At 62.1% G+C, this 14,816-nt stretch carries 20 protein-coding genes and 1 tRNA gene; 13 read left to right on the top strand and 8 right to left on the bottom strand.

Annotation, left to right across the window (positions count from 1 at the left end; translation table 11 throughout):
- Window position 1: 1 nt before the first annotated feature.
- On the top strand, window positions 2–730 hold the full coding sequence (locus tag CCE89_RS14720; protein WP_159456669.1) for a DUF3800 domain-containing protein: 729 nt from the start codon (window positions 2–4) through the stop codon (window positions 728–730).
- A 119-nt stretch (window positions 731–849) separates the two neighbouring features.
- A complete protein-coding gene (locus CCE89_RS15295) occupies window positions 850–1,017 on the top strand; it encodes a DUF1294 domain-containing protein (RefSeq protein WP_159456668.1) in 168 nt (55 codons plus the stop codon).
- 12 nt (window positions 1,018–1,029) lie between these two features.
- On the opposite strand, the gene CCE89_RS14715 is transcribed toward CCE89_RS15295, so the two are convergent.
- Complete coding sequence (locus CCE89_RS14715) at window positions 1,030–1,422, bottom strand: hypothetical protein (RefSeq protein WP_086438861.1); 393 nt, start codon at window positions 1,420–1,422, stop codon at window positions 1,030–1,032.
- Window positions 1,423–1,857: 435 nt separating this feature from the next.
- Here CCE89_RS14715 and CCE89_RS14710 point away from each other — a divergent pair, with 435 nt between their 5' ends.
- Complete coding sequence (locus CCE89_RS14710) at window positions 1,858–2,112, top strand: YdcH family protein (RefSeq protein WP_086438860.1); 255 nt, start codon at window positions 1,858–1,860, stop codon at window positions 2,110–2,112.
- Window positions 2,113–2,141: 29 nt separating this feature from the next.
- On the opposite strand, the gene CCE89_RS14705 is transcribed toward CCE89_RS14710, so the two are convergent.
- A complete protein-coding gene (locus tag CCE89_RS14705; RefSeq protein WP_234990120.1) occupies window positions 2,142–2,828 on the bottom strand; it encodes a hypothetical protein in 687 nt (228 codons plus the stop codon).
- A 107-nt stretch (window positions 2,829–2,935) separates the two neighbouring features.
- Between CCE89_RS14705 and CCE89_RS14700 the strand changes: the two genes are divergently transcribed.
- Entirely contained in the window at window positions 2,936–3,199 is a 264-nt protein-coding gene (locus CCE89_RS14700) for a hypothetical protein (protein ID WP_086438858.1), read from the top strand.
- Window positions 3,200–3,229: 30 nt separating this feature from the next.
- Here the strand turns inward: CCE89_RS14700 and CCE89_RS15290 are convergent, their stop codons facing one another.
- Entirely contained in the window at window positions 3,230–3,373 is a 144-nt protein-coding gene (locus CCE89_RS15290; RefSeq protein ID WP_159456667.1) for a hypothetical protein, read from the bottom strand.
- 108 nt (window positions 3,374–3,481) lie between these two features.
- On the opposite strand from CCE89_RS15290, the gene CCE89_RS14695 reads away from it, so the two are divergent.
- Together CCE89_RS14695 and CCE89_RS14690 are read left to right on the top strand one after the other, a co-directional pair.
- Window positions 3,482–4,015 carry a DsrE family protein gene (locus CCE89_RS14695; RefSeq protein ID WP_159456666.1) on the top strand — a complete coding sequence of 178 codons (534 nt, stop codon included), beginning with the start codon at window positions 3,482–3,484 and terminating at the stop codon, window positions 4,013–4,015.
- 122 nt (window positions 4,016–4,137) lie between these two features.
- Window positions 4,138–4,374: a hypothetical protein gene (locus CCE89_RS14690; protein ID WP_234990119.1), complete on the top strand. Its 237-nt coding sequence runs from the start codon at window positions 4,138–4,140 to the stop codon at window positions 4,372–4,374.
- Window positions 4,375–4,403: 29 nt separating this feature from the next.
- Here the strand turns inward: CCE89_RS14690 and CCE89_RS14685 are convergent, their stop codons facing one another.
- A complete protein-coding gene (locus CCE89_RS14685; RefSeq protein WP_143256059.1) occupies window positions 4,404–4,886 on the bottom strand; it encodes a thermonuclease family protein in 483 nt (160 codons plus the stop codon).
- A gap of 178 nt (window positions 4,887–5,064) precedes the next feature.
- On the opposite strand from CCE89_RS14685, the gene argB reads away from it, so the two are divergent.
- The 5 genes from argB (at window position 5,065) to CCE89_RS14660 (ending at window position 8,716) form a co-directional block, all read left to right on the top strand.
- Window positions 5,065–5,961 carry an acetylglutamate kinase gene (gene argB / locus CCE89_RS14680; protein ID WP_086438855.1) on the top strand — a complete coding sequence of 299 codons (897 nt, stop codon included), beginning with the start codon at window positions 5,065–5,067 and terminating at the stop codon, window positions 5,959–5,961.
- Between the two features lie 92 nt (window positions 5,962–6,053).
- Window positions 6,054–6,347 (top strand): YggT family protein, encoded by a 294-nt coding sequence (locus CCE89_RS14675; protein ID WP_086438854.1) that lies wholly within the window; start codon window positions 6,054–6,056, stop codon window positions 6,345–6,347.
- 70 nt (window positions 6,348–6,417) lie between these two features.
- Window positions 6,418–7,311, top strand: a complete 894-nt coding sequence (gene folD / locus CCE89_RS14670; RefSeq protein WP_086438853.1) for a bifunctional methylenetetrahydrofolate dehydrogenase/methenyltetrahydrofolate cyclohydrolase FolD — start codon at window positions 6,418–6,420, stop codon at window positions 7,309–7,311.
- A 40-nt stretch (window positions 7,312–7,351) separates the two neighbouring features.
- Window positions 7,352–8,089, top strand: a complete 738-nt coding sequence (locus CCE89_RS14665) for a DinB family protein (protein ID WP_086438852.1) — start codon at window positions 7,352–7,354, stop codon at window positions 8,087–8,089.
- A gap of 3 nt (window positions 8,090–8,092) precedes the next feature.
- A complete protein-coding gene (locus CCE89_RS14660) occupies window positions 8,093–8,716 on the top strand; it encodes a MarC family protein (protein ID WP_086438851.1) in 624 nt (207 codons plus the stop codon).
- Between the two features lie 140 nt (window positions 8,717–8,856).
- On the opposite strand, the gene CCE89_RS14655 is transcribed toward CCE89_RS14660, so the two are convergent.
- Together CCE89_RS14655 and CCE89_RS14650 are read right to left on the bottom strand one after the other, a co-directional pair.
- On the bottom strand, window positions 8,857–9,471 hold the full coding sequence (locus CCE89_RS14655) for an LON peptidase substrate-binding domain-containing protein (RefSeq protein WP_086438850.1): 615 nt from the start codon (window positions 9,469–9,471) through the stop codon (window positions 8,857–8,859).
- A gap of 4 nt (window positions 9,472–9,475) precedes the next feature.
- Window positions 9,476–10,408, bottom strand: coding sequence for a tetratricopeptide repeat protein (locus CCE89_RS14650; RefSeq protein ID WP_086438849.1), 933 nt, complete (start codon window positions 10,406–10,408; stop codon window positions 9,476–9,478).
- A 197-nt stretch (window positions 10,409–10,605) separates the two neighbouring features.
- On the opposite strand from CCE89_RS14650, the gene CCE89_RS14645 reads away from it, so the two are divergent.
- Window positions 10,606–10,680: transfer RNA gene (locus CCE89_RS14645), tRNA-Gly, on the top strand.
- A 161-nt stretch (window positions 10,681–10,841) separates the two neighbouring features.
- A complete protein-coding gene (locus CCE89_RS14640; RefSeq protein ID WP_234990118.1) occupies window positions 10,842–13,052 on the top strand; it encodes a TonB-dependent receptor in 2,211 nt (736 codons plus the stop codon).
- 16 nt (window positions 13,053–13,068) lie between these two features.
- Here CCE89_RS14640 and CCE89_RS14635 read toward each other — a convergent pair whose 3' ends face one another.
- Window positions 13,069–13,314 carry a hypothetical protein gene (locus tag CCE89_RS14635; RefSeq protein WP_086438847.1) on the bottom strand — a complete coding sequence of 82 codons (246 nt, stop codon included), beginning with the start codon at window positions 13,312–13,314 and terminating at the stop codon, window positions 13,069–13,071.
- Between the two features lie 91 nt (window positions 13,315–13,405).
- Window positions 13,406–14,587, bottom strand: a complete 1,182-nt coding sequence (locus CCE89_RS14630) for a saccharopine dehydrogenase family protein (RefSeq protein ID WP_086438846.1) — start codon at window positions 14,585–14,587, stop codon at window positions 13,406–13,408.
- Window positions 14,588–14,816 lie beyond the last annotated feature (229 nt).

Here is a 14,816-nt window from a genome sequence, read left to right as displayed (position 1 = left end):
TTTGCGTTTAGTTTATTTCGACGAATGTAAATATAACCTGCCGGCCCAGCCATTTTATTGGCTGGGTGCTCTTTCCATTTGCGCTGACGCTGCGCCAGAAATCGAAGAGAGTGTAAACAGACTTTCTGACGAGTACTTCGGGACAAGGGTGCTAAGTCGGGAAACTGAGTTCCATGCGAAGGATATTTTTCATAGAAAGAATCACTTTAGAGATTGGGAAATCGATCGCAGACTAGATTGCTTGCTAAAACTGGCCGAGATCGTAGGCAATAACAAAAGCATTCGCAAAATCGAAGTGCGCATCGATCCGTCAAAAATGGTCGCGAACTCGGGGTGGGAAGACAAGGCCTTCATGTTCCTTACTGAGAAGGTACAAATTGATACAAAATCTTTGAGCGAGACTTGTATCATGATTGGTGATTTTGATGGCGAATTTGCGGATGGTAATGTTGCCAACCTTTCGCGCTTTAGGGCTGACGGAACTGATTATGAGTTCGGCAAGAAGATCGATCGGATCATCGATTCGGTGTACTTCATCCACTCACATCATAGTAGGCTTTTACAACTTGCAGACGTCTATACCTACTGCCTTCAGTTGGACGCCTCCCCGCTTCCAGAAAATTACCCTCGAGAAAAGCTGAAGCAGCTAATACGGGCCGACACGAAGCTTCATTCCCCCCAACGCTACAAAAACTGGCCTACGGAACAAAGTTGGGCTAAGATAAAGTAATTACCCATTCTTGTTGCGTATTGCGCTCGATCTAGCTGTGTATAAGGCGCAGGCTTCAATTAAGGTCAGACTTCACCTAATAATCTTTTGGGAAAGGCTTTCCGCGATTAGCCTTCGGAGTGCCCCATGCCGCCCGCCACCTGTTCCGCCACAAGACGCGCAAGCAGCCTTTCAGCAATACCCTTCATTTCATCGCGGGACTTCAGGCCGTGGTCCTGATCCTCGGTTTCACGCTCGGCTGGGACACCCTCGCGCACTTCATCCAAAGCCTGTTCAGCGACCTCTGACTAGCGGCGCGGCTACTCGTCGCGAGGTCGCGCGAGCACAGGCATCAGGCCGAAGGCGATCTGGCCGAGGAAGCCATAGAGGCCGGGCGGCGCGAGCAGGCCCGAAATCCATAGCGAAACGCTCAGCCCCAGCGCGGCCGACAGCGCAACCTCCGCCGCCATCAGCAATGCGAAAGCGAGCGCGCCCATGCCGAGCGCCGCGCCCGTGCTCGCAATGTCGAAACGCCGGGTCAACCAATGCGCCGCGGCAAAGCTCGCGAGCAGCATCACCGGCACTTCGATCAGGATGAAGCGCGCCTCCCCCAGCGCCTCCGCACCCCACAGCGTCCGCACGGTGCCGAGCGCGAAGCCGAGCGCGAAGATCGCCGCCCAATAGGCAAGACCGGCTTTGGCGATGCGGCTCATCGGCGTGTCCCCTTGCGGCGGGCGGGCAGTACCCCTCCGGGCTGCACGCCCGGCTGCCATACCAGCGATTAATCGAACCTTCGAGCCGGTCATGCCCGCGCTATCGCCATTTTCCTACTCGCATGATGGCTTGCTAGGGCAGAGCCATGGCCATCCTCCACCCCCCTTTTCGCCAGGCGAAAAATGTAGGCATAGTGTCAAGCTGGCATCCGGCGCAATTCCCACGCAAAATCAGTGGGATGTGCCCGATTCGCCCGCTTGACCGGGTGTCAATTGTGTCAAGTTTGTTGGAATGGCCCAAAGTGCTTCGGCGCGTGCTTCAGAGCGTGCTTCCCCGCGCGCATTCGACCGTTTGCGAATTTGATCCAGGACAAGGAAGCGCCTGCGGGCCGGCGCTAGGTTCCATTCACAAATCGAGAGAAGGAAAACCCGGCAATGTCCCAGCATACCCCGAACGAACTCACCGAGATCTTCAGGCGCGACCGCGCGCTGATCACGCGCCTCAAGCAGGAGGATGCGCATTTCGCGCGGATCGCCGAGGAGTATCACGAGCTCAACCGCGAGGTGCATCGCCACGAGAGCGAGGCCGAGCCGCTGAGCGACGAACACGCCGAAGAGCTCAAGAAGAAGCGGCTGGCGATGCTCGACGAGATCGCCGCGATCGTGGCGAAAGCGCGCGCCGAAGCCTGACGCGCCGGAACCCGAGCACCCGCTTCGCCCTATTCCCAGCCCCAGGCGGACGGGGGCGGCTCGACCGGCTGGCTCGCGTCGAAGCTGACGCGGAACAGGCGCGTTTCGTCATTGCGGCGGGTCAGCTGGTAGGTGAAGCGCGGGTTCTCGCTGCCTGCCGGGTCGACCTCGAGCCGCCAGACATTGGTGAGCGATGCGTCGAGGCCTTCGCGGGTGAAGAGCGTGATGCTCTCCTCGTCGACCGGGAAGTCCTGCGCGCCCTGCTCACCGGCACTTTGAGTCGTGCCGCCGTAGAAGGTGACCGCGTCCGCTTCGCCGTCGTCATGGCGGTGATCGTGCTTCAGGGTGATGCGCATGTCTTCGCCCTCTCCCGACCGGGTGACGAGCCATGTGCGAGAGCGGTCCCAGCCGTCTTCACGCTCCGGGTCTTCGGTGTGGAAGGCGATGGCGATGCGATCGTCCGAACACTCGGCCCAGTGCGCGATCATGGCGCGGCCCCGCCAGTCGGCATCGCGCTCGTCCTCGCTCACCAGTTCGCCCGCATAGGCGCGCCCGTCGCCGTCTGTGCCGCAATGGCTCGAAAGCGCGGTCCAGAACGCCTCCTGCGGCGAAGGAGGTGGCGCAGGTTCTGCGGCTGGCGCGCATGCGGCAAGCGCGCCGGCAATCGGGGCGGCCATCGCAATTTCAGGGGCGAGAATGGGAGGAAATCCGGTCATGCTCTCGCTCTAGCCCAGCCTTGTGGCAAAGCCCAGCGTGGCGGCTTTTCGGAACGGTGGGCGGGCCGACCCGTTGGTTCGGCATACGCTAAAGCAGGAGTTCTTTCATGAGTGACGCCGTTCCCGATTCCAATCCCCCCACGCGCTGGCTCTGGGTCGCGCTGCTCGTCGCGCTCGGCGTTGCAGTGGTGATCATCTTCTTCAACCCCGAAGGCGATGCCGATGACAACGTGACCGATGTGACCGCGTCGGAGCAGGCCGAGGAGCGTCTCGATACGGATCTGAATGTGAATGACCCCACTCTGCCGGAAGTGCAGGGCGTTGAAGCGCCCGAGGAGACCCCGGATGTGGAGATCGAACCGGTCGAATAAGCGCCACCTGCGCTCGACCTCGAAATAGGACTAGTCGCGCTCGCGGCGGTCGGTGCCTGAACGCCGGTCGCCCGAGCGCTTTTCGATGCCGGAGTGGTCCCGGTCGTTTTCGCGCCGCTCGCCCTTGAGGCGATCCGCGTAATCGCGCCGATCGTTGCGTCTGTCATCGTCCATAATGCATCCTCCGGTGGCTGCGCTGTGATGCTACATGGTGCGATGCCCTTGCCGCAAGGTGAGGGGGTTGGCACAAGGTATTCAACGCTTTTCCGGGAGACACCGCCTATGCGCCGTTCACTTGCCCTTGCTACCGCCATCGCACCGCTGGCGATGCTCGCCGCGCCCGCACTTGCCGATCACCATGAAAGTGCAGAGGTGGAGATCACCTCGGACATGGAGTTCCCGGCCGATGGGGAATGGAAACACAGCTTCGATGCCTATGAAAGCGCCGCGGGCAAGCCCAATGGCGCCTTCGCACGCGCACTCGCCTTCCAGCGCGCAATGGAGGCCGAAGGCGTTGCACCCGAGGCGGTGAAGACTGCGATCGTGGTTCACGGCCCGGCGGTGTTCGACGTGGTGAACGACGCGCGATATGGCGCAAAGTATCAGGACGAGGACGGCACACCCTTGCGCAATCAGGCGTATAACGACGTGGCCGAACTCATCGCGCGCGGGGCAGAGATCTGGGTCTGCGGTGTCGCTGCGAAATACCACAAGGTCGGCAATACGGACCTGCTCGAAGGTGTGAAGGTCGCGCCCAGCGGGACGGTTGCTCACGCCGAACTGCAGCGACGCGGATTTGGCCTGAACGCCTATTGAGCGGCGGAAACGCACTGTCCCAAGAGCGAAATTGATCGAGAACAAGGACTGCGCGTTTTATCGCCTTTAGAATCAATTCCAGGTTTCAAAGCTGGAAGCAGCGAAGAGAAGGAGAAGAGACGATGCGCAAGACAACCATGAGTGCGCTGCTGGCGCTTGGCAGTGCGGCCTTGCTAGCGGCCTGCGCCGAGCAGGAAGAGAAATCCTACGAAGTCGACGCGACCGATGAAAGCGGCGGCGAACTGATCGTCAGCGATGTCGATCCCGAAGCAGTTCCGGTCGATACTCCCGACACCGAAATGAGAAACGTCACGCCTGACGAAGAGACTGCCGAGGGCGAGGCCGAAACCTCCGAATGATCGCTAGATAGTGTCGGGTGAGCGGTGGCTCACCCGCACCAGTCTCGCGCGAAAAGGCCCCAGTCGTCGGTGTTTGCCAGGCTTGCATCTACCATGGTGTCGGCCAGCTTCTCGACGCGCCCATCCGGGTGAACCCGGCGGACACTCCGCAGCTCGCGCCCATAGCGATCATAGGGAGGCTGGCTGCCTCCGTCCCATTCGAAGGGACCAGCGTTTAGCCAGCTTTGCAGCGCGAGCCGCGCTTCCTGAGCGCGGGACGCTTCAGCCGGGCAAGCGCCGTCGAGTTCCGGCGTGTCGAAACCTGTCAGGCGGATGCGGCGCGCGGTCTGGCCATAACCCAGCGTCACCGTGTCGCCATCTGTGACGCAGGCGAAGGGGCGGCCACGTTCACCGCACAGGCCGAAGTTCGAATGGGAGCTGGGCGTCCATTCGGGTTTGGCGGCTGGCGCGGCGAACAGCCAGACTGCGACCAATGCCCCCATCAGCAGAACCGGACCGAACCATGCGCGCAATCTTGCCCGCCAGATGCGCTTCCTCCGCCCCGTGCGAAATCGCGGCGGCTTGACCTTGCGGCGTTTGCGAAAGGGGGAGATCCTGCCCATTGCACTAGCGGGTAGCACGGCATGCGGGCTTTCCTAGCCCCCGCCAAGCGGCTAAGCGCGCGGGCGATACAGGTGGAGAAGCAATTCGATGAGCGCGCAGAGCGACAAGACCATGCTCGAAAAGGCCGAAGTGCTGATCGAGGCGCTGCCCTATTTCCAGCGCTATGCCGGACGTACTTTCGTGGTGAAGTACGGCGGCCATGCCATGGGCAACCCCAAGGCGGCGCGCGAGTTTGCCGAGGATATCGTGCTGCTGAAGGCGGTCGGCATCAACCCGGTAGTCGTACATGGCGGGGGCCCGCAGATCGGCGCGATGCTCAAGAAGCTCGGCGTCGAAAGCACCTTCGTCGACGGGCTGCGCGTCACCGACAAGGCGACAGCGGAAGTTGCCGAAATGGTCTTGTCGGGCGCGATCAACAAGCAGCTGGTCGGCTGGATCGCGAGCGCCGGCGGCAAGGCGATCGGCATTTCGGGCAAGGATGGCGGTCTTGTCACCGCGACCAAGGTCGAGCGAACGACCAAGGATCCGGAAAGCAACATAGAGCGAGCGGTCGACCTCGGTTTCGTGGGCGAGCCGGCGAATGTCGACACGACGATCATCGACACGGCTGTCGCATCGGGCATGATCCCGATCATCGCGCCGATCGGTGCGGGCATGGATGGCGAGACCTACAACATCAACGCCGATACGATGGCGGGTGCCATCGCGGCGGCGCTGGGTGCGGCGCGGCTGTTCCTGCTTACCGATGTCGCAGGTGTGCTTGGCAAGGACGGCAAGTTGATCACCGATCTCGACCCGTCAAAGATCGAGGCGCTCAGGAAAGACGGCACGATTTCCGGCGGGATGATCCCCAAGCTCGAGACGTGCGTGGATGCGGTCGAGGCCGGGTGCGAGGCGGCAGTCGTGCTCGACGGGCGCGAGCCGCATGCGATGCTGCTCGAGTTCTTCACCGCGCGCGGTGCGGGTACATTGGTGCGCGCCTGAAACATCACGGGTGCGCGCCGGGGGTGGCCTTAGGCGTGTTAGCAAGCTAATACGCAATCAACGGGACGTTTTAACGAGGAATATCGAAAGCCATGCAAGGCCTTTACGCGCTTTACGAGATCATCTCGCTGCTGACGAATGTGCTGGTGATGCTGATCATCATTCAGTTCATCATCGGGCTGCTTTTCGCTTTCAACGTGGTCAACCAGAGCAATGATTTCCTGATGGCGTTCTACAATGCCATCAACCGCCTGCTCGACCCGATTTTGCGACCGATCCGCAACATGATGCCTCAGACCGGTGCAATCGACTTTTCGCCGCTGGTGCTGATCATCCTCCTGCAAATCATCCTGATCGTGCTCGCGAGTGTAATTCGCAGCGTCTGAAGAGGCTTTGGGCCTAGGCGACATCGCCTTTGCCCTTGATCGCCGGCGCGCACGCAATAAAGGAGCGCGCATGACAGCTACACGCATTGACGGAAAAGCCTTCGCCGCGCGCCTGCGCGAGCGGGTTGGCGACATGGCAAAGGCATTCGAGAACAAGGCTGGCCGAAAACCGGGCCTTGCCGTCGTGTTGGTGGGTGAGGATCCGGCGAGCCAGGTCTATGTCGGCTCGAAGGGCAAGGCGACGCTTGCCGCCAACATGAACAGCTTCGAACATCGCCTGCCTGCCAATACCAGCGAGGAGGACTTGCTGGCGCTGGTCGATCGGCTCAACAACGATCCTGCTGTCGACGGCATCCTGGTGCAGCTGCCGCTTCCCGATCACCTCGACGAGCAGGCGATCATCTCGGAGATTTCGCCCGACAAGGACGTCGACGGCTTTCACGTCATCAACGCCGGTCGCCTCTCGGTCGGCCAGTCGGGCTTCGTGCCTTGCACGCCACTCGGCTGCATGATGCTGCTGGCGGACCGGCTGGGCGACCTCTCGGGCCTGGAGGCGGTGGTAATCGGCCGCTCGAACATCGTCGGCAAGCCGATGGCGCAGCTCCTGCTCGATGCCAATGCCACGGTCACCATTGCGCATAGCCGGACCAGGGATTTGCCCGGCGTTGTGAAACGCGCCGATATCGTCGTGGCGGCGGTGGGCAGACCTGAGATGGTCAAGGCCGAGTGGCTCAAGGAAGGCGCAACGGTGATCGACGTCGGTATCAACCGGCTCGCGCCCGAACCGGGCAAGGAGAAGGGCAAGCTCGTGGGCGACGTCGCCTATGACGAAGCGGCCGAAGTCGCAGCAGCAATCACCCCCGTGCCGGGCGGGGTCGGCCCGATGACTATCGCGGTCCTGCTGAGGAACACGCTCGTCGCCGCCTATCGCAACGAGGGCATGGACGCGCCCGAGGGTCTCTGAACCCTTCGACAATCGGATCGTCAGCGGCTAGGGGCGATTCATGATCAGAGCCTCGATAATCCTTGCCACGACATTTGCGCTCGCCGCCTGCAGTGGCGGCCAGCGTCCGCGCTTCTCCGACCAGGTTATCGAGCGTTCGATCTCGGGGGCACCCGGGGAGGCCCAGCCGAGCAGGATCGTCGCCACCGAAAGCGCATTCGCCCGCATGGCGCGCGAAGAAGGTCAGTGGACCGCCTTCCGCGCCTTCGCTGCACCAGGCGCGATAATTCACGGCGTCAATGGCGCTATTCCGGCAGAACCCTGGCTTGCTGCGCAGGACGATCCTCCGGCAGCTGTCCAGTGGGGGCCGCGCGAGATCTGGATGAGCTGCGACGCGAAGCTTGCCGTGAGTACCGGGCGTTTTCGCGATCCCGATGGCATCGTCGGCAATTTCATCACCGTATGGCAGCGCCAGCCTGAGGGCGAGTATCGCTGGGTTTACGATTCGGGCACGCCCGATGATCCGCAGCCGCCGCCACGCGCCGTGCCCGAGGAAGGCGACATCGTGGTCACGGCAATGGATTCGGTCCGCGGCCATGTCGCCGACTGCCACAAGGGCGAAGAACCACGACCTGCGCTACCGCTCGAAAGCGCGTCGGGCGTTTCGCCTGACGGCACGCTCGCCTATCGCTGGGAACATGTCGGCGAGGGAGAGCGCAAGTTCACTGCCTATTGGCTGGCTGACGGCAATTGGGAAGTGGCGATGGACGAGCTTTGGCCAGCTGGCGGGGTCAACTGACCCATGACGCAGCTGTTCATCTCTGCCTTCATCACGCTGTTCGTGGTTATCGACCCGCCCGGGTGTGCGCCGATCTATGCTGGCATGACCAAGGGGGCGAGTTCCGCGCAGCGAACCGCGATGGCCTTGCGCGCCAGCGCCATTGCAGCGGTGATCCTGCTCGTTTTCGCACTATTCGGCGAAGACCTTCTCGGCGCACTTCATATCGAACTCGACAGCTTCCGCATCGCCGGCGGGTTCATGCTGTTCTGGATCGCCTGGGAAATGGTGTTCGAGAAACGTACGCAGCGCCGCGAGGAACGCGCGGAGAAAGTCGCAGCGAGCGAGCAGGTGGAAGATGTTTCTGTTTTCCCCATGGCCATGCCGATGCTGGCGGGGCCGGGCGCGATCGCGGCGATCATGCTGCTGATGAACGAGGCAGCCGGCTTCGAACAATCGCTGGTCGTGCTTGGCGCGCTGGCCAGCGTGCTCGTCATCACCGCGCTAGCGCTGGTCGCGGCAGGTCCGTTGATCCGGTTGCTTGGCGACCGCGTGGAAGCGGTGATCACGCGGCTGCTGGGTGTGCTGCTGGCCGCGCTCGCCGCGCAATATGTGATCGACGGATTGCGGGGCGCGTTCGGGATCTGATTCTTGCGCACGCCTATCCGGGCGCGTTCCGTTCGCGAGCCGAAGGCGAGTGCTAGCGCGACCGCGCGTCCGCAGGTGCACCGGAGCGAAGCGAAGGGCATGGTGCCGAGGATGCGGACCCGGATGGGGCCGCTCAAGCCCTATTGCAAGGTGACGATTTCGCCGTCGCCGCCATCGCGCAACCCGTAGAATTGCATCAGCTGGATCAGCAATTCGCAGCGGTCCGCGATCGTATCGCATTCGAGCAGCGCCTGTTTGCTGGCCGGGTCGAACGGAGCGATCTGGGAGACGCCATTGATCAGCGACTGGTCATCGAGCCGCGACACCGAATCCCAATCGACGCTGTAGCCCTGGACATCGGCAAAGCGCCTTGCTTCCTGCTCGAAGCCCGCGCGCTCGACGCTCGAAAGCGCCTCGTACTCGTCGTCCTCGATCAGTTCCGCCTCGACCTGGCGGAAGGCGGTCGTGACGTCGAGCTCGCGCACGATCTGGAAACGCGCTTCCCCTTCGAGGACGAGGTTGAACCGCCCGTCCTCCATCGCCTCGATCTCGCCGATCCGCCCGACGCAGCCGACCGCGTAGAGCGGCGCGCCATCGACCGGCTTCTGCGGCTGCACCATCGCAATCTTCCGGTCGCGGGCTAGCGCATCGGAAACCAGCGCCTTGTAGCGCGGCTCGAAAATATGGAGCGGCAGCTGCAGCCCGGGAAACAGGATCGCACCGGGCAGGGGAAAGATCGAGAGGCGCTTGCTCATCCGATTATCCGAACAGAATCTTGGACAGGCGACGACGCGTTGCCACGACCCATTCGTCTTCGAGGCCGACCGCTTCGAAAATCTGCAGAAGCTTGGTCCGCGCAGCGCCTTCGTTCCATTCGCGGTCCTTCTCGACCATGGCGAGCAGCGTGTCGGCGGCTTCGTCGCGTTTGCCGGCGGCAAAGGCCGCTTCGGCATAGGCGAGTTGCTTGTCCATGTCGTCAGGCGCAGCCTGCGCGTCGTTGCGAAGAGCTTCAAGCTCGCCTTCGTCGACCTGGTTTCCGGCGAGATCGAGCGCGCTCCTTGCGGCGTCCAGTGAAGGATCGCCAGCGATCTTGGGATTGCTCTCGGCCGACTGCAGCACGGCCCTGGCCTCCTCGACCTGCTCGAGCTGGACAAGCGCGCGGATAAGACCGGCATGGGCTGGCGCACTGTCCGGCGCCATCTCCACGACCTGCCCGAAGATACCGGCGGCGCGCTGCGCATCGCCATCCGACAGCGCTTGTTCGCCCAGTCCGATGAACTGTTCGAGATCTTCCTTGGAGGGCGCACCCGGCTGTGCGGTGTCATCGCCCGCGCCAGCCTCGATCGGAAGCTGGGCGAGGAGCTGGTCGAGCACCTGCTTCAACTGCGATTCGCTGCGCGCATTGGTGAGGTCTGCGACCGGCTGGCCCTGGAACATGGCATAGACGGTCGGGATCGATTGCACCTGGAACTGCGAGGCGATGAACTTTTCCTCGTCGACATCGACCTTGGCCAGGACCACACCCTTGTCGGCATATTCGCCGGCGACCTTCTCCAGCATCGGCGCCAGCGCCTTGCACGGCCCGCACCATTCGGCCCAGAAGTCGAGGATCACCAGCTTCTTCATCGATGGCTCGACGACCTTCGTACGGAAGCGATCGACAGCCTTCTGTTCGTCGATGTTCAGACCCATGCTGGCCAAGTTCTGTCCCCTTGCTTACTGTATGCGTTGTATCGTTCGTGCCCAATGTGGGCCTTTTAGGCCCAATGTGAAGGGTAAACCGGGCCGCGTCCAATTGCCTGCGATTTTCCGCTTGCCGTGCTATAAAAGCGTTGCTAGTTGCGCGCCTCCCCACCGGGACACATTGATTCCCGGGTGAGCGCCAGTGAGCGGGCGTAGCTCAGGGGTAGAGCACAACCTTGCCAAGGTTGGGGTCGGGCGTTCGAATCGCCTCGCCCGCTCCATTACTCTCGAAATCGTGAAAAATGGCCGATCTGGCCACCAACCATCGGACGCATTGCGCCGTTCGTCGATGCTGCACGTGCGAGGGTTGCATAATCGAGAACAGATGCTAGGTGGATGATACGTTGTCACATAAACTTTAATTCTCGGAATGCTCTCTCTCATGACCAGAACTTCGGTTTTCGCTGTTGCCAGCACGCTTGCGATCGCCCTCTCTCATACTCCTGCCTACGCTCAGGACGCAGAATCCGAACAGCAAACTCCAGCCCAGGATCATGCGGAGGAAAGGGCCCGCGAAGGGCGAGCCGCCGATCGGGTCGACGACGACTTCCATAACCGGACGCTCGATTACCAGAACAATATCATCGTGTCGGCAGCTGGCCTTGCACAGCTCGATATCCTCGCCGGAACTTCGGTGTTCGAGGCGGATGACATTCAGGAAAACCTCGCGGGCCAGCTTGGCGAAGTGCTGGTGAAGTTGCCCGGAGTTTCGGCCACCAGTTTCTCGCCCGGCTCATCGAGGCCGGTCCTGCGCGGCTTCCAGGGTGAACGCGTGCGGGTTCTGATCGACGGGCTCGGCTCGATCGACGTTTCGAACACGTCGGTCGACCATGCAACCACGATCGATCCGCTCACGGCCGAGCGTATCGAGGTGCTGCGCGGCCCTGCTGTCATGCTCTATGGCAGCCAGGCGATCGGAGGCGCGGTCAATGTCATCGACAAGCGTATTCCGCGCCGGACGCCGGACGAACCGATCCATTTTGACGGTCTTCTCGCGGTTGATGACGCATACGACAAGATCGAAGGCGGTGCCTCGATCGACCTCCCGGTTTCTTCGCATCTCGTCGTCCATTTCGACGGCAGCTACCGCGAGACCGACGATATGAGTGTCGCCGGTTTCACCGTCTCGGACAGTTTGCGGGCAGAGCTTCTCGAAGAGGCAGCCGAGGAAGAAGCCGAGGGCGAGTTCGAAGAAGCCGATGAGCTGCGCGAAGCGGCGGACCAGCGCGGTGTCCTGCCCAACAGCGCGACCCGCACCTACACCGGCAACGCGGGATTCTCGATCTTCGCGGGCGAGAGCAACTTCGGCGCCTCGGTCGGGTTTTACGATACGCGCTACGGCGTCCCCGGCCGCCCCGGCGCTGGGCATCATCATGGCGAGGAAGGTGAAGAGGGCGAAGAAGAAGGCGGCGAGGAAGAAGGCGAAGAGCGTGTCTCGATCGACCTCGAGCAGGTCCGGGCCGATTTTCGTGGCGACATCGCGCTTGGCGATGGTTTCTTCGAACGCCTGATCATGCGCGCTGGCTATTCGGACTATACCCATACCGAGTTCGAAGGTGACGAAGTCGGCACCACTTTTGACGTGCAAGGCATCGAAGCGCGTGTAGAGCTGGCGCAGAAGGATCGCGGTTGGTGGCGCGGTTCGATCGGCAGCCAGTATTACTATCGAGATTTCTTTGCCGAAGGTGCGGAAGCTTATGTCTCACCCAACGTCACCGACCAGTATTCGCTGTTCACCCTGCAGGAGTTCGGCAACGGTCCCGTCCAGATAGAAGCAGCCGCACGTTTCGAAGCCACCGATGTCGAAGCGCAAACCCTGGGGCTTGCACGCGATTTCAGCACCTTCTCCGGCGCTGTAGGGGTCATATACGAGACTGACGATGCGCTACGGTTCGGCGTCAACGCCTCACGTGCCGAACGCGCGCCGAGCGCGGAGGAGCTTTATTCCGAGGGACCGCACATCGCGACACAGGCGTTCGAGATTGGCGATCCATTTCTTGATACGGAGACCGCGCTGGGGCTCGAGGCCTTCGTGCGTGGCCGCATCGGTGGAGTACAACTGAGCGCCGCCGTCTATCAAAGCTGGTTCGACAATTACATCTACCTCGTCGATACCGGACTGGAGGAGGATGACCTTCCGGTTTTCCAGTATTTGCAGGATGACGCGAAGTATTTCGGGGTCGAGGCGGAGGTCAGCCTTCCGCTCTATGATACCGGCGACTTCGCCCTGCTGGCTGATGTACGCGGGGATTACATCAAGGCCGAACTCGATGATGGCACGCCGCTCCCGCGCATCCCGCCATTGAGCCTGCTGGGTGCGCTCGAGGCACAGACCGAGAGCTTCGACGCGCGAGCCGAGGTCCAGTGGTTCGCCGAGCAGGACCGGGTTGCCGATTTCGAAACGCCGACGAGCGACTTTGCGCTGGTAAACCTGTCGCTCAGCTGGCGCCCGCTGGCCGAGGAATCGGTTACCGTTCTCGTTGGTGTCGACAATGTCTTCGACGTAACCGGTCGCCGCCACGCCAGCTTCACCAAGGATTTCGTCCCGCTCGCCGGACGCAACGCCAAGGCCAGCGTGCGGTTCAGTTTCTGACAACCATCGAGGCTGATCAGAAGACCGCGCCATACGTGACGGCCCAGAATAGGAGCGCACCGATCCAGCTCAGGTTGAACAGGATGAGCATCCCGACAACCGTTTTGCGGCTTGCCTGCTTTCGCCCCGGACCCGGCTCGATCTGCGGCACGGTTCTGAAAACGCGGGCGACGTCTCGCGCGTGAGCGAACAGCCAGATGCCGCTGATCAAGGCGGCTGCGCCGAGCGCGAATATGATGATCTGTTGAGCCAGAAGTGACATTGCTCTTCTCCTCGTGAGCGGAACGGGTTCATCCGTTCAACGGGGAAAGAGGGATGCCAGTTCCGGATCGGCGATCGCGCGATCGGCCCTCCTATTCCGCGGCGAAGCTGATTTCCGCGTGTTCTTCGAGCCGTTTCACGAGGTCTTCGCCGAGGAAATAGCCGGGTGTGCCGACGCCGCCCGGCTTGTCGCATGACAGCAGCGCTATGCCCGTTTCGGCGAGCATGCGGCTGGTCGAGCCATAGCCCGGATCGTATTTCCCCTTCACCCCGTACCGGATGCTTTCACCATCGGGCATGTCGCCGATGAATAGCACGTCGTAAAAGCCGTTCTCGCGCTCTTCCTTGCTTGGCCCCTCGCCCGGCTTGGGCGGCTTCGCACCGAACGGGTTTTTCATCATGTCGACCGCTGCATCGGCCATTTTCTTGCCCGCTTCACCCGGGCTGGTCAGCACCATTTCGTCATAGCGGAAGTCCTCGCCATAGGGGTGCCCGGCCAGGAAGTTGGTGCGGTGGACGTTCTTGGTGTTGATCGGCGCCATCACGAAGGGCGCGGCCCATTTGTCGAGATCCTTCTCGTAGCGCGGGACCATGCCCGAGGGCTGGTCCGGCCCCTCGAAGCCCGGCGTCAGGCCGAACGAGCTGCCGAGGATCTTGATGATCTTCGGGTTCTTGGCCGCCGCCTTCATCGTCGCGGTCAGGCTGGCTGCGGTCCCGCCCGAGAAGGTGCCCTGCATCGCTCGCACGCGGCCGCGCACACGCGGTGCAGGCTTGCCGAAGCGCTTCTCCGCTTCCTTCTGGAGCATCAGCACGCCGAGGTCGAAGGGGATCGAATCGAAGCCGGACGAGAAGCAGATATGCGCGCCGGTTTTCTTCGCGTCTTCGTGATGCTGATCGATCTTCTCGCGCATCCAGGCCGGCTCGCCGCACAGGTCGGCATAATCGGTGCCGGTCTTGACGCAGGCAGCGACCAGCGCATCGCCATAGAGCTGGTAGGGGCCGACGGTCGAGATGATGACGCGGGCGCGGCGGCACATCGCTTCGAGGCTCGCCGGATCGTCCGCGTCGGCGACCACCAGCGGCGTATCGGCAGGCGCGCCGATCTCGTCGCGGACATTCTCGAGCTTCGCCTGGCTTCGCCCGGCCATGGCCCAATTGGGTCCGTCATCCCGGCCCGCATAGTGCTTGTCGAGATATTCGGCGACGAGCCGGCCGGTGTAGCCGGTGGCGCCATAGACGATGATGTCGAACTCGCGGGTGTCGGTGTCAGCCATTGTCACTCTCCTTTGCCGCATGAATGGGCGCGCGGTGGCCGTGTGTCAAAGCCGTTACGGCAGCAAAAGGGTATCGGACCCGCGCAATCAGCTTGGCCATGGGCCGTGCGCCCTTCGAGCGCTGAGGCGTTCGAATCATACCAGGCCGGCGGTGACCGCAGTGTAGCCTGCATAGCCTGTCACAAGGAGCGAACCCTCCAGCCGGGACAGCCTTCCGCCGGTGAAGGCG

Origin of the sequence: Altererythrobacter xiamenensis (assembly GCF_900177715.1) — a bacterium.
Classification (GTDB): domain Bacteria; phylum Pseudomonadota; class Alphaproteobacteria; order Sphingomonadales; family Sphingomonadaceae; genus Erythrobacter; species Erythrobacter xiamenensis.
The sequence above is the reverse complement of the archived record's forward strand: the minus strand, read 5'-3'. Positions and strand labels throughout refer to the sequence as shown.